The 14,190-nt window shown below is 35.2% G+C and carries 10 protein-coding genes; 3 read left to right on the top strand and 7 right to left on the bottom strand.

The window, feature by feature from the left end:
- Nucleotides 1-4: 4 nt before the first annotated feature.
- Genes E4T88_RS04275 through E4T88_RS04265 form a run of 3 tightly spaced genes read left to right on the top strand, consistent with a single transcriptional unit; the run spans nt 5 to nt 3,957 of the window.
- The gene (locus E4T88_RS04275) at nt 5-1,189 is read left to right on the top strand and encodes an ABC transporter permease (RefSeq protein ID WP_135104222.1); all 1,185 of its coding nucleotides are present in this window, start codon (nt 5-7) and stop codon (nt 1,187-1,189) included.
- Nucleotide 1,190: 1 nt separating this feature from the next.
- Nucleotides 1,191-2,381 (top strand): ABC transporter permease, encoded by a 1,191-nt coding sequence (locus tag E4T88_RS04270; RefSeq protein WP_135104221.1) that lies wholly within the window; start codon nt 1,191-1,193, stop codon nt 2,379-2,381.
- 31 nt (nt 2,382-2,412) lie between these two features.
- The gene (locus E4T88_RS04265; protein WP_135104220.1) at nt 2,413-3,957 is read left to right on the top strand and encodes a M20/M25/M40 family metallo-hydrolase; all 1,545 of its coding nucleotides are present in this window, start codon (nt 2,413-2,415) and stop codon (nt 3,955-3,957) included.
- A gap of 10 nt (nt 3,958-3,967) precedes the next feature.
- Here the strand turns inward: E4T88_RS04265 and E4T88_RS04260 are convergent, their stop codons facing one another.
- The 7 genes from E4T88_RS04260 to E4T88_RS04230 form a co-directional block, all read right to left on the bottom strand.
- Nucleotides 3,968-4,975 (bottom strand): DUF5106 domain-containing protein, encoded by a 1,008-nt coding sequence (locus tag E4T88_RS04260; RefSeq protein WP_228093712.1) that lies wholly within the window; start codon nt 4,973-4,975, stop codon nt 3,968-3,970.
- 307 nt (nt 4,976-5,282) lie between these two features.
- Nucleotides 5,283-6,416, bottom strand: a complete 1,134-nt coding sequence (locus E4T88_RS04255) for a clostripain-related cysteine peptidase (RefSeq protein WP_135104219.1) — start codon at nt 6,414-6,416, stop codon at nt 5,283-5,285.
- A gap of 47 nt (nt 6,417-6,463) precedes the next feature.
- Nucleotides 6,464-7,354: a peroxiredoxin family protein gene (locus E4T88_RS04250; RefSeq protein WP_228093710.1), complete on the bottom strand. Its 891-nt coding sequence runs from the start codon at nt 7,352-7,354 to the stop codon at nt 6,464-6,466.
- 24 nt (nt 7,355-7,378) lie between these two features.
- On the bottom strand, nt 7,379-10,069 hold the full coding sequence (locus E4T88_RS04245) for a FimB/Mfa2 family fimbrial subunit (RefSeq protein WP_135104217.1): 2,691 nt from the start codon (nt 10,067-10,069) through the stop codon (nt 7,379-7,381).
- Nucleotides 10,070-10,098: 29 nt separating this feature from the next.
- Nucleotides 10,099-11,040: a FimB/Mfa2 family fimbrial subunit gene (locus E4T88_RS04240; protein WP_135104216.1), complete on the bottom strand. Its 942-nt coding sequence runs from the start codon at nt 11,038-11,040 to the stop codon at nt 10,099-10,101.
- A 105-nt stretch (nt 11,041-11,145) separates the two neighbouring features.
- A complete protein-coding gene (locus E4T88_RS04235) occupies nt 11,146-12,417 on the bottom strand; it encodes an Mfa1 family fimbria major subunit (RefSeq protein ID WP_135104215.1) in 1,272 nt (423 codons plus the stop codon).
- Nucleotides 12,418-12,659: 242 nt separating this feature from the next.
- On the bottom strand, nt 12,660-14,132 hold the full coding sequence (locus tag E4T88_RS04230) for a DUF3868 domain-containing protein (protein WP_135104214.1): 1,473 nt from the start codon (nt 14,130-14,132) through the stop codon (nt 12,660-12,662).
- Nucleotides 14,133-14,190: the final 58 nt, after the last annotated feature.

Below are 14,190 nucleotides of genomic sequence, written 5' to 3'. Positions count from 1 at the left end.
TTGAATGAGAACAGCAAAAATAAACAAAGCATTCTTTCTTGTCCTCAAACGAGAACTGGCAAGAATAACATCACGAAGGCTATACTTTGGAGTATGTATTATTCTCCCTTTATTTTGTATATTCTTTATGAATACAATCTTTGGCTCGGGTGGTATGGAAAACATACCTATAGGCATTGTAGACATGGATCAGACTTCAACTTCGCGACAAATAAGCCGTACTCTGAGTACTATTCCTACTGCTAAAACCATAAAGTACTATTCCGATCCGAAAGAGGCAAGAGAAGCCACTGTAAAGAAGGAGATATATGCATATGTTGTTATTCCCAAGAATCTTGAATCTGATCTACTTGGTAAACGGGATGCTACTATCCCATATTATATTCATTATGCTCTTTTGAGTGTAGGTGTAGAAATGGAAGCCGCACTCGAAACTGTTCTGGCTGAAGTCTCTTTAGCTCCTATGGTAGGTGCAGGAACAGCTGCGGGAACAGATCAAGACAGAATCGAAAGCGTTATCTTACCTGTCAGTTTTGAGGCTCATCCTTTATTCAATCCGTCCTTAGACTATTCTATATATCTGACAAATCCATTCTTTTTTGTTCTGTTACAAATAATTATCATATTAGTTACAATGTATGTTTTAGGATCTGAAATTAAGTTTAAAACGGCTGATGAATGGCTCAAAACAGCTGATATGAATATTTTTATTGCAGTTACAGGCAAACTGCTACCTTATACGATTATGTATATTATTATGGCTATTTTAGGTAATTTCGTGATGTTCAATATATCGAATATACCCTTGAGTGCAAGCTTTCTTTTCGTCAATCTGGTCACTGCTTTATTTATTATTGCCACGCAAGCTTTCGGTGTATTTATATTTTCTCTTTTTCCGGCCTTAAGCATCATCATTAGTGTAGCATCAATGGTTGGTTCTTTAGGAGCTACTCTTTCAGGGGTGACATTCCCGGTTTTTGCTATGCCTCCTGCTGTTTATTATTCTTCGTTTCTTTTTCCAATAAGACATTTTATCGAGATCAACCAGAATATTTTATACGGCAACTATGGATTCGCTTATTCATGGCAACATATAGGTATCTTGCTTATATATGTTTTATTGGCTCTACTAACATTACCTCGTTTCAAAAACGCAACATTAAGTCATAAATATCAAGACATTGAATAATATGAAAAAACAATTGAACATAATATCAACATATATTATAAGAGAGTTTAAAACGATAGCTACCAGCTATTCTATCTTGTTGGTACTCATTGGAGGTATATTTATTTACGGGTTGTTATACAACTACATGTATCAGCCAAACCTTATTCGTAGTGCACCTGTAGTCGTTGTTGATATGTCTCACTCACCTTTGAGCCGTGAATATACAAGGTTGCTCGAAGCCTCTCCACAGGTAACGATACATAGCTTTTCTACAGATATTAACAGTGCGGAGGAATTGATGAAAAAGCAAGAAACGATAGGTATTATTTATATCCCACAGGATTTTGAGACAAGAATGGGACGTGGGCAACAATCAGTGTTTTTAGCAATGGGGAATACGAGTGCTTTTCTTAATTTTGCATCCATTCAGGAGGCTACGGTTGGTGCAATGCTTGAGCTTGATGCACGCCACCGCTCCGACATGATAGTTTTTCTTCCCTTAACAACACTTTATACAATGTCACAATCACAAACCGTAAACATCGTTGGTTCTCATTTGTTTAATTATACAGAAGGATATGGAAGTTACCTTATTCCTGCTGTGCTTATTGTTATCATATTTCAGACATTAATGATGATGATAGGTATGATAACAGGAAATGAGCGCCATGAAAAGTCTATTCTTTATTATGAAAAAAACGGTTTGAGATTTGGAAATATGGCTTTAATAATATTAAGCAAAACATTTGTTTACAGTATGCTTTATAGCGTATTTGCATACTTCCTGATAGGATTATTACCGAAAATATTCAGCATACCCGATATTGGCAATACTGGGGAAATCATAACGCTTTTGATCCCATTTTTCTTAGCATCTTGTTTCTTTGGATTTACATGTTCTATTTTCTATACCGATTCTGAAAGTCCTATTCTTATGGTAGCTTTCTTTTCTGTAGGGCTTGTTTTCCTTTCAGGAATATCTTACCCACTCGAATTAATGCCCTGGTATTGGCAAGCTGTACACTATATTATTCCCGCTCCTTCCGGCGTTTTGGCTTATATAAAAGTAAACTCGATGGGAGCCTCATTAGCTGATATCAAAACTGAATACATAACGCTTTGGATACAATGCTTCGTTTATTTTATCACTGCTTGCTTAGCATACAGGTATAATATTAAGAAGGCCAAAGCAGAATCGATTATTGCATAATCAAATAAAAACAACACCCTAAAATTAAAATATGGAAGCAAAAAAAATTATCATTTTCTTATTGGTCATAATCGCTATTCTTAGCCTTGTTTTTATCATAAGAACTATTACGTATAAATTTGGAAATACGGCAAATGGTTCAAGTAATAAAGAAGCCGTAAACACGAAGCCTTCTGAAAAAGCGATTCGTCGTTTTGCAGGTGGAATACGAATTCCTACAATCAGTAATGAAACTTATAATCAGACAAACTTTAAACCATTTGATGAGTTTAAAGAATATCTAGCTCAGGTATATCCTGAAGTGTATAGAGTAATGGAAACCGACACCATAAATACATATGGCTTGGTGTTTCATTGGAAAGGAAAAAATAGTAGCCTGAAGCCTATACTATTTCTATCTCATTATGATGTGGTTCCTGTAATTGGCTATGATCTGGCAATGATGGATACAAGCGATACCGTTTTGCAGATAAATGACAACCCCATACCTCCTATTCAGTCTATTTCTGACAAATGGGATTATCCTCCATTTTCGGGCGCAGTAGCAAACGGACGCATATATGGGCGTGGTACACTCGACATGAAGGTTATGCTGTTTTCTCTCATGGAAGGTGCTGATAATCTGATAGCAGAAGGGTTTCAACCGGAAAGAGATATTTGGTTCGCTTTCGGTCACGATGAAGAAGTAAGTGGACGTCAAGGAGCTCTTAAAATTGCAGACTATTTTAAGCAAAAAGGATTAAGGTTCGATGCTGTTTACGATGAAGGTGGTATTATCGCAAGTCCGGGTTCAGCTATGGAGATGATTCAAAAGCCTATGGCTCTCGTAGGTATTGGCGAGAAAGGTTTCCTTACTTTACAACTAACAGTTAAAGGCATTGGCGGGCATTCTTCCATGCCTCCGGCTAAAAGTTCGTTGATATATGCAGCAGAGATAATAGAAAAACTAAATGAAAATCAATTTCCGGCACGTATAATTTCTCCGATAGCATCTTTTTTTGATAATATAGGCAATGAAATGAATTTCTTCGCTCGCATGGCAATAGCTAACCAATGGATACTGAAACCACTATTGTTAAAAACCATGGAGAAAACCCCGGCTTCGAATGCCCTGGTGCGAACAACAACTGCTGTTACAATGGCGAAGGGAAGTGATGCACCGAATGTATTGTCATCAGAATCAGTAGTAACTGTAAATTTCCGTATCCTACCCAGAGATTCAGTTGCCGACGTTATTGAGCATGTTAAAAAAATATGTGACGGTTACGATGTTAATATAGAAGTAATATCTCAACGCGAACCTTCGGGTATCTCACCTATAGACGTCAGAGGATTTGAAGTGATAAAAGAAAAAATAGCACAAATATATCCTGAAGCAATAGTAACGTCATACATTACCATAGGAGGAACTGATGCCTACAAATATCAGATTGTAAGTGATCATATCTACCGTCTTTTACCACTAGAACTAAATCAGTACGAACAGCGTACAATTCACAATGAGAATGAATACATCTCGCTCGAGAACTTCGGAAAAGTGCAATGGTATTTTAAAGAAATAATGAGGACTTATTAAAAACCTTCAATCAAAATCGGGAGGTATCATTATCATATATCATTGATGATGATACCTTTGTTTTTAGAAAGAGTTCAATGTCTGCAGCATTAGCGTCTTTAAGTAATACTCTTTTTTCCTTATCTAAAAGATAAAGAGATGGTATTGCCTTCAAATCATATAATAACTTATTCTTCACCTCTTGTTTCTGGTCATGACTATTTATCCAAGTTTCGGGAATATCCGAAAGATGCTTCTTCCAAATACTCAAGTCATCATCCGGATAAAATGCGAAAATATTCAACCGCCTTTCTGCCAGAAGAGTATTGATTATTTTTGATTGTTTCAGGTAATTAATCGTCTCCGAGCAGGCATGACAATCGGGGTTGTAAAACATCAATAAAGTATATTCAGACTTTATCTGATGTAGTGTTCTCTGTTTCCCTGATTGAAGAGTATAGGTGAAATTTGTCGCAACATTTTCTTTACGGTTCTTTTGCATCATCATTAAGGAAAACTTTGCGCGTTCTTTTGTTGTCAGATCATTGATAGTATCTTTAAGTATGCACTCAACAACGGGGATATAATATTCATCATCCCGCATCGGTGAATTAGCATCGTATAGATACTTTTTATACAAATTCAGAAAATATGAATATACTTTGTTCGTCTTATCTTGCCTTATAGAATGTTCTAACATTTTCGTTATCGAAGAGTAGACCTTTTCATTCTCTACTTGAGGAAATATATTAATATAATCTACAAATGCCTGTTCTGTAATCTCGGGTAAATGAATATAGGTGGTGTCGGCAAAATCGAAATTATCCCAATAATGAGACAATAGATAATCAGCTCTTTCATTGGCTTGGGTTAATGCGTCAGGGATAGCCACCATACGGAATGTTTTTGGTGTTAATCCGAGTTTATCCTGATCCATTCTCTTATTTTGTTCAGACCCTTTTTTTATACATGTCACAAATAGAAGCCCTAGTACTAACAGAATGACTATTGGATAGATAACCCATAATAAAATTTTCATTATACTATATTTTCTTATCATACCTCTATTTTTATATATTTTCCTTAACTATCATATATCTGAAAACAATTACAGTAAAAATAATATTTTTTGTTTTTCCATCAATAAAATATATCGAGTTAATCATCTATTCTTAAAGAATCAAATTCAGCTTTATTGATATCTGTTATTAAATAATATTCGTTTTTAATGTAAAAAAAGCCATGCGAATTATCCCAACCCACATGGCCGCAAACTTTACAAAACTACACACAGGCTTGAGACTCGCCTGTATTTCGATATGATATTTGTGCCAGAATGTTAATTATCATTCTAATTCTAATTCTACATTAACTGAAGCTTTATACCATTTCAAGTTCTTATATTCTGTATTTAAATAAGAGTATTGCTTTTGGCCTATATATACCGTCAACCCCGAATGTTTTCTTATATCAAAGCCGTTATAATCCTTCATAAAGGATAAGGTGGATTCCTTCCATAAAACACAATTGGAAATCAAACTCTTTAACATATTTCTCTGTGCATCTGTTTCAAGCAGTGCACTGTAATAATCTTCAAAGTCAAAGAATAGACTATAAGAATATCTGTCGAAGTGTTGAATTATATTTATATCAACTTGCTTAGATAAGTCGCAATTACCTTTAAGCCATCCGGCCAGCCTATCAAGTTCTGACGTTCTAATAATAGAAAATGTCGCCGAATGTAAATACCCCGTTTTATTATCAAACCAAGAGAAAGCATCCTTTGCAAACAGTTTTAGTCCATCTAAAGAACCCGATAAATGATTTATACTATTGGGATAAATTGCGGTAAAGCCAGGAGATATGATCTCTGCTGAGGATGCCAAAATATAATTTGTTTTTTCTTTTAATTCGTAGGCGACTTCTATACCAGCCATGAAACAAGCTTCAAAGATGATGTATTCAAACGTATTATCAGGAATGGCCTGAGCAAAATCAACCAGTTCCATTTCATGCTTCTTATCCATAATGATAGACCTTGGGCTTGTTAATGTAGCCTGAGGTAACCAGCCAGAAGCATGCGAGAAAATGATGAGACCGTATGAGGAAGAGGGATAAAGACTTGTCACTTCTTTTATAACACGGGACAAAGTTTCTTTGCTTGCAGAATTCTCCTCGTTGTAATTATAGATTGTTTTCTTTATGTTTTGCCCATTCTCTGTGGCTATTTCTATTAATGATGGGGTCGTATCGGCTGAATCCGTATATATCAACAACTTTTTATCAGCACTGCCTTTCCACCCTTGCCTAATAGCCTCTATTTTCTGGTAAGTTTCAGAAGATAAATTGTTATCGCCTCCCAAATAAAGAAGGATTACATGTTTGTTAGAAGTTACAACAGAAGTGTTCTCATCTTTCTCGCAGGATACAAAGAATATCCCCGAAAAGATAATTAGAGCTATTTTTATTATTGTCTTCATTTTTTATTTATATATTATCAGATGGAATGTAATCAAACAGAAATAATCTAATTCAATAATTTTGTTTCTTGCAAATTACTATACTGATCTACTACCATTCCATCTTTATCTATCACAAGCATCTCAGGAGTAGCTGCTATACCAAAACGTTTAAAGTTTACACCGCTAAACGATTGATAATCGCATAATTTATCTGGCCATGGGTATTTTCGAATATTCTGTTCAAAAGCCTCATTACTCCCATCTGCAGATATTGTCACAACTCTGATTCCTCTTTCTGTCAATTTACTGTAGTTATCTGCCAGCTCATCCAATAAATGTTGACAAATACCACAACTACCATCGTAAAATAAAATTAAAGTCGAATTTACCCCCGTCATAGATTGTAATCCTTCAATCTGAGGAGCTTTATTTCCGGGAAGTCTAGTGGACACAAGAAGACGTGTTGCAATTTCACTATATCCATCGGCCGGCACATCTATTCCATAAGCATAAGCAACAATAGCCGCTGTAGCATCTGGATATTCTCTCAAAGCATTATTATGAGCAATAACTTTAATAAAAATTTCTATATTTTCCGGAGATTGTTTTTCCAAGCGACCTATTAGTCTCTTTGAATCTCTAACTAACTTTTCTGTTCCACTCTTATCCACGTACAGTTTTATCCAGGCATTTATATACTGTTTTGTGAGACCAAGCGAATCGAGTGAGACAAAATTGAGTGAATCAACCGTATAAAGTTCTACTTCTACAATTTCTTCGGATGTCCCTCCGTTCTCCATTTTTTCTATTATTTTCTCTATATAATGCTGATTCTTTTTCCCACACGAGACAATCGCAAGAGTAAGTATAAAAGATACGATTAAAGCGGTTAAACTATTCCTAATCATCAAGTTTCTTTTTTTATTCAGAACGAGCAATGGAAATTTACTTTCCATTGCCGGTTCTTGTTGATTTTTATTTTAATCTTGTACACAACGTACAGGCAAGATAGCCGTAGTACTCCGTCCTGTCTCAGAAGTTAATTTGGTCGAACTTCCAACTAAATTTGTTCCACCATTTATCCACCAATAACCTAGCTGAGACCAGCTTGACCATGTATAATAAGAATCCGAAACCCAATAGAAAGCACCTCCTGTTAATGTAGCATTTACATTCGAAGAGTTTAGTCCTGTTATAGCCGGTCCTGCCCACCATTGAGCACCTTTCTTTCCTTGGGTATTTGCTATATCCTGAGTTACCAGATTTATTAGACTTGAAGCTTCTCCAGTTGCAGGTAAATGCCACCCGGCAGGACATGCTGAATATCTATTATTATCCGAATAATAGTACTGTCCATTACTTGCTGATGGCGGATAAGTAGATCCATTTCTCCAATTCGTCCCACTAATAGCTCCACCAAAATACACAGCACTTGCTGTACCTTCTTTAGAGTTTTCTACCATCCAGCATTTCGTTCCATACATATGAGTCAAATAAGATCGATTACCGATTTTCAAAGGAACTGCTACTCCGTTTATACCGCAAGCCACAGGATTAATCTGCACTTGCACATCCTCATATTTACCTGCAGGATCAAAAAGTGTAAATATGATATACGACGAAAGATCAGCTTCTGTAGACGGTTTTCTTAAAGTAAAAAGTAAAAGATCGCCGCCTGCTACGTTGTAGCCTCCATTTTGGTTCATATCGAATGAAATCAATAATGATTGAGGATCACTCACGCTTTTGATTTTCCACAAGCTATTCGACTTTATCCTCATACTTTGTTGTGAATTATCTAAGATATAATATTGATTTAGTACAGACTGTACCCCATAGCGTATTTGGCGCAAATAGATCGTTTTGGTAGTGAAACCGGCTCCATTAGATAGAGTAAAGTCAATTTTAGATGCCTTCTCTATAAGAGGATTTGCATCTATTTCGGCCTGAGTCAGAGCTGTAGGAACAATCGTAAAAGTTTGTTTTCCTGTACCTCCAGAAGAAGTATTAAGTATACCATTCAATCCGGGAGTATCAGAACCTGAACCAAAGCTAAAAGGCTTTCCGCCCAATCCTAAATAAGTCAAGCTACATTCCCTATCAATAGGCATCCACGAAGCTACAAATTGTTGACTAGCAGGAATTATACCTGCCGATTGACTCTCAAATATAAGCTCATTGATTTCTACACCGTTCAATTTTTTCAATCTCAGTTCGAGTGGAGGAACCATACTTTGTCTCACTTCAATCTTATAAGTGAGCCTTCCGGCACTGATAGTAATATATCCTAGTCGATTTGCCCCCGAATTATTTTCAGTCAGAATTAGTTGCATATCGGTAGTAACATTAGCATCACCTTTATTAACTGAAGTTTTTAACCAATCGTTTATAGGATTACCGCTGTCATCGATGATAGAAGTTACTTTCCACCCCTGTACACTACCATCATTACTTTTGTAGTCAGTCTTAATGCTTACTGTATTATCATCACTAAATGTAGTATAAGCACTTTTTGTAAAGTCAAACTGCCCTTGAGAAACTGCAAGCATAAACTGCCCATCGAATTCAATATTGCCAATCGCAGCTTCATCCCAGACAACAACCTCCGCCTCAATATTGATAGGACGGGAGTTGAATGCATCTTCTTTGGTACGATACCCTGCCGATTTCACTTTGGTTATATTTATTGTATATAGATGATTTCGTAATATATCCAAATAGGTCTTCCCGTTAGCGATATCAACACGATAATAACTAACCTCGGTAGAACCATTATATTTGCCTCCCAGCACCAAAGTTGTTACTTTACTCAGATTCACTTCAGAAGCAGTCTTCGGCACTAAAGATTCGAAAGTATATATGTTATTAATAATACTATTGTTTGTAACTATACCAGAGCCTTCATAGTCGATAGGCCCTTTAGTTGTTGTACCTGTTACTGTGGGCTTTTCTACGGATGAGCTGCTACCTGGCACAAGATTTTCCGCATCAGGAACAATCCTTCCCGAGCTATAATAGTTATATAAAGACACGCTTGATAGAGCAAAACTATTCTCGCTTATTGATGGATCTATTTTGACATTAATTTTGGCAACCATACGTAATAACTTCAAGTCTGTAATTGTAGTATTATCTTGAATTATTATATTATTAGGCGTTTCTCCCCACATCGGAATCGGTAAATATCCGGCAGTTCCATTATTTACATTCCATTTATTTATACCTGTAAGTTGCAATTGTTGCATTATGGCATCTTTAGACGCCCCCACAGTAATACCTCCGGCAAAAGCATTATCCAACTGATCTTTCGCATTAGCCAAAGCAACAAATCGGTATGTCTGGGTACCATCTTTAAAGAGAGTAACAACAAACTTTTTCTTATTATTAACTCCATCATCGACTATCGATCCTTGCTCGGCTTGTGCGCGATAAGCGAAGGTTTCGTCATTTCCACTCACTTTAAAAGCCAATATATCAATAGATCTAACTTCATTTTCATCGTTTTCATCCAATGCATATGTTTTTGGCAATTGAGCCGGCATACTTATGCTAAATGGGACTTGTACTTTACCTTCTTTCGATACGGGAAAGTGATCTCCTTCTTCATAATCGTCACGACAGCCGATTAGTACCAAAAGTAATGGTAGTATATAAAAAAATATTTGCTTCATCGATTATCTGTTTTCTATATTATTATGAGTTATTGTAATTCTGTATTATCCATATTTACGACCCATCCATTAATGGTTACCGTTATATCCATATTGGATTGCCCGGGAACATAAGGGCGAGCAAATGTCAATAGAATGTCATATGTATGTGTATTTTCGATATCTATCACCTCTCCGCCTTCATTCACTTTTTCGATAAGAGTCATCAGATTGGCCTGATAGACAATCTGGCTGTTTATAGGACTTAGAATTTTCAGGATAGGATCTTTACGGTCTTTACTCAATCTGAGTATATTCTGAGAACCTGACAATTGTTGATCTCCGCCAATTAGCAGAGAACTTGTATAATGAACCACTTCCGTATCGGAAGCGAATGAGTTGTCAAATTTATAAATACCGTTACGTGCTGTTATAATCAGCTTGTAATCGTTGCTGCTTGGTACGAAATTTTTCGTCTTAATATTTATTGTATTTGTATTTCTTGTAAGAGACAATCTCACACTTTGATCTTGCTCTTCTTTTACATCTACCGATGTTCTGTAGGCATAAAATAATGCCGGAGGATTTGTTCGGACAGTATCATCTTTATCTTTTTCAATATATACTCGTCTTTCATCTAAATTCGAGTAGCTGTTTTGTTTATATGGATCTTCTAAATTTATCCATGAAACAAAAGTGTATGTGCCTGGCTGAAGAGAAATAGTCATGTAATAATTTGTTCCGAATGATGGTTGAGCATCATGCTTTTCTTGCATAAAGTTGCCATCTTTATCAAATATATAAAGCTTTACATCGTTTACTTCTTTTGTATCCAGAATAGTACCTGAGTAGATTCGAGGTGTGTATTCAAAATATACACGTATATCTTTATTTTCGGGAAGGCAATCTTCCAGCTTCTGGTCAATACAAGAATATTGCATTGAAACTAACAGAATCAGAAATAATAGCGGTATATATTTCAAGTGTTTCATTATAAATATTTGTCAATAAGAGAATCTTTTTATTGAGTTAATCCGTATCGCAAAGTATCATTGCTTTGCGATACCGGTATTAACTATTTTCTTTTAATGTTAGAATTATAAAATTTCACTATTCTGAGTATTTTCTGCCCAAGGCTCAACCACTATATCAACTGTAATGTTAGTTGGTTTAGATATTTCATGACCCGGATTATCGATATTATCTCCACTTTGTCCTAAACCATTTATTGCAGTAATATTTACTTTGTAAAGGTTGTTACGGAAAATATTATAATTATGTGCCGGATTCAAATAGGCCTTGTAAAAACAATATCCGTCTTGATAGGTACTCATAGTTGGAGTAGTCCCATTTATTGTAGCATCATAAGCAGCAGCATCTATTTGATCTATAAAATAATATTTAACACCGGCATTTGATACAACATAGAATGTTTGGGGATTAACAGGAGCCGTTTCACTAACTAATCCGCTAGAACCATTTCCGGCAACACTTAGTTTTACAACTTTAGTTGGTAAAAATTTTGCACGGATAGATGTGTAGGTAGAATAACCTTCGAGACTCTGCGCAGATATATTTTCCAAAGCATACGATACATTTGCTGTAGTAATGGTTGTACCATTTGCATTTACAGCTTTATAAGCATTTTCTTTATAAAAATCAGCTAGTGTATTGGTCGGACTAAACGTTGAAGCACTAGGAAGTACATAATATAATTTCGTAATGTTACTTAGTGAAAATTGTAAGTCAGATACTGTTCCTCCCAATACATTATATTGCAATCCTGCGCCTTTTTCTACGGCTACCTTTGCTAATAAACGAGATACAGTTGCAGATACTTTGTTTGCTGTAGCAGCATTAGTATCAGTCTCTTCTACAAAAGTAGGATTTGATGCAACTTTACTGAACATAGCAAAACCGTTTGCAGTATTCATTAAATCATTTGCACTTGAAACTTGATATATTGCAGTCAGCCCCCTGCTTGCAACATCTCTTGCTAATTCGTCTGATAAGTTAACACCCACATAGATTTTTTTTGCTCCTACTGTTGTTGCAATTGTCCTGTTAGCTGTGTACTCATTATCTGTAGACGAGGTAAAGTCTGAACTACTCAAACGTTCACGTTTCTCAAGGACATCGCTATCATTAAAGATGAATACATCAACTGAAGTCATCATATTTTCATCGGCAGTAGCATTCACATCTGTTGCATAAGTTTTTGGCTGAGCTATCGAAAGAGTAAAAGTTGTAGCTTTACCATTAGGAGTAGGATTTCCACCCTTACCTGTTAGGTCATCATCATTGGAGCAACTTGTGAAACCGGCTATCAGAGCTGAAGTTGCAATTAAATAGTTGAAAAATACTTTCATTTTTAAAATTGTTTTTGAATTAATTATTTATTTATGGATTCTCTCTTTATAAATTATTTATCGAATAAATCTTTTTCAGGTTTCCTGATTCGAGATTATCAATCACTTTAATTTATAGTACAAAACTAGGCATATCAGATGAGGATGGTCTTATATATCTCATTATAAAAAAGTTAGAATCAGCATCTAAAAATCTAATCTTTTTCTAATGATTATCAATACACTAACCACATATCTCATCTTTACTTATTATATCGTTCCAATTTGAGATTATCTTCTCGTTTGATCTGTAACTCCTGTAGATTATGATTTGCTTCTGAAACCCCTCCTGTTAAAGCCCTTCGAAACAAGTCTTCAGCCTGATCCAGATCTCCTTCTTTCAAAAAAATGACACCAAGGTTATTTAATGTGGATGGATTAGAGCCTGCATTTAACAGATTTCTTTTAGCTAGAGACAATTCATTTACTAAGATAAGAGCTGCACCTGCATTATTATTTGCCGTTTGATCGCCGGGATAATATTTTGGAATAGTATCGACTAATATCTCTACAAATTCTTTACTCCCTTCACCATAGCTTTGAGCTATTTCATAAAGTTCCAATTGATTGAGTTGTGAGTCTTTTTTTCGAAATAAACTTTTGGACTGATCGAGTGTATAATTTTTAACCGTCACATTTATATTATATTCAACACGCCTCAATTGAGGAAATAATTCGTCTGACATTTGTTTATAAGGTACTCCATTTGCTAGTTTTCTCAGTTCAAACTCGTATCCATCAGAAGTATCTGCATTATCTATAATATTTATTATTTCATTCTTGTATGTAATATTCGATTGAAGTACCAGCTGTTTAAGCCTATCCCAATCTTCAGTAATATTACTTATCCGAAAGCAGCTTTCCGAAAAACCAAATTTATCTTTCATATAGTTTTTCAAGGATATTGCCCGTGCATAAGACAAACGATCATTCGTGGCATATAAACCTTCAGGAGAAGCATAACCTTCAATAAATAGGCTTTTTATTTTTAAATCAGGATCATTGATAATACCTTTTACCAAAGTATCTATTTTCTCTAACTCCTCCTGATTATGCCTATATTGAGGAAGAATAACAGATTTCCCCACCTGAAAATCAAGATATGCATCTCCGTGTATTGTAAGTATTTTAGATTCATATTTTGGCTCTATATAAGAAACGAACGGATTTACCTGATAAGGGGGCTGAGATTTTAATTTTACCTTATTGTTCATCAGAAAAGTAAACAAGTGACTTTCATTTCTACACCCTGTTACCTCTTGATTGATTACAAAATGTGCACTATCCATCCACATCTCATACGGAATTTTAAAATCATAAGTAAGTAATGTATCTGTAAACTGATTGGGGATAATGGTTGTATAGGGAACAATGTTTTCAAATTTATCTTTATTTAAAGACCTCCATCTTTCGATTAGATTGTATTTCTTATTTCCGGAAATTAGCATATAGGGGAACTCCATAATTGATTCATTCGAAAGTAACTGAGGTGTTAAATACATGGCAGTACAATCACTGACAGCACCTGCACGGATATTTACTTTAAAGTATATATGAAGACTGTCATTCTCTTCTTTTACCTCGTTACTTATAAAAATGATTCGTCCTGTATATCCCTTTGCAGAAACATTTAATACAATGATTGTAAATAGTATAAATATTAATATTCGTTTCATATGATTTTACTTAAGCCATTCATTAAAGGCTTTAGACATATATTTGTTATATTTTATT

Source organism: Dysgonomonas mossii (assembly GCF_004569505.1).
In the GTDB taxonomy this organism is placed as follows: domain Bacteria; phylum Bacteroidota; class Bacteroidia; order Bacteroidales; family Dysgonomonadaceae; genus Dysgonomonas.
The sequence above is the reverse complement of the archived record's forward strand: the minus strand, read 5'-3'. Positions and strand labels throughout refer to the sequence as shown.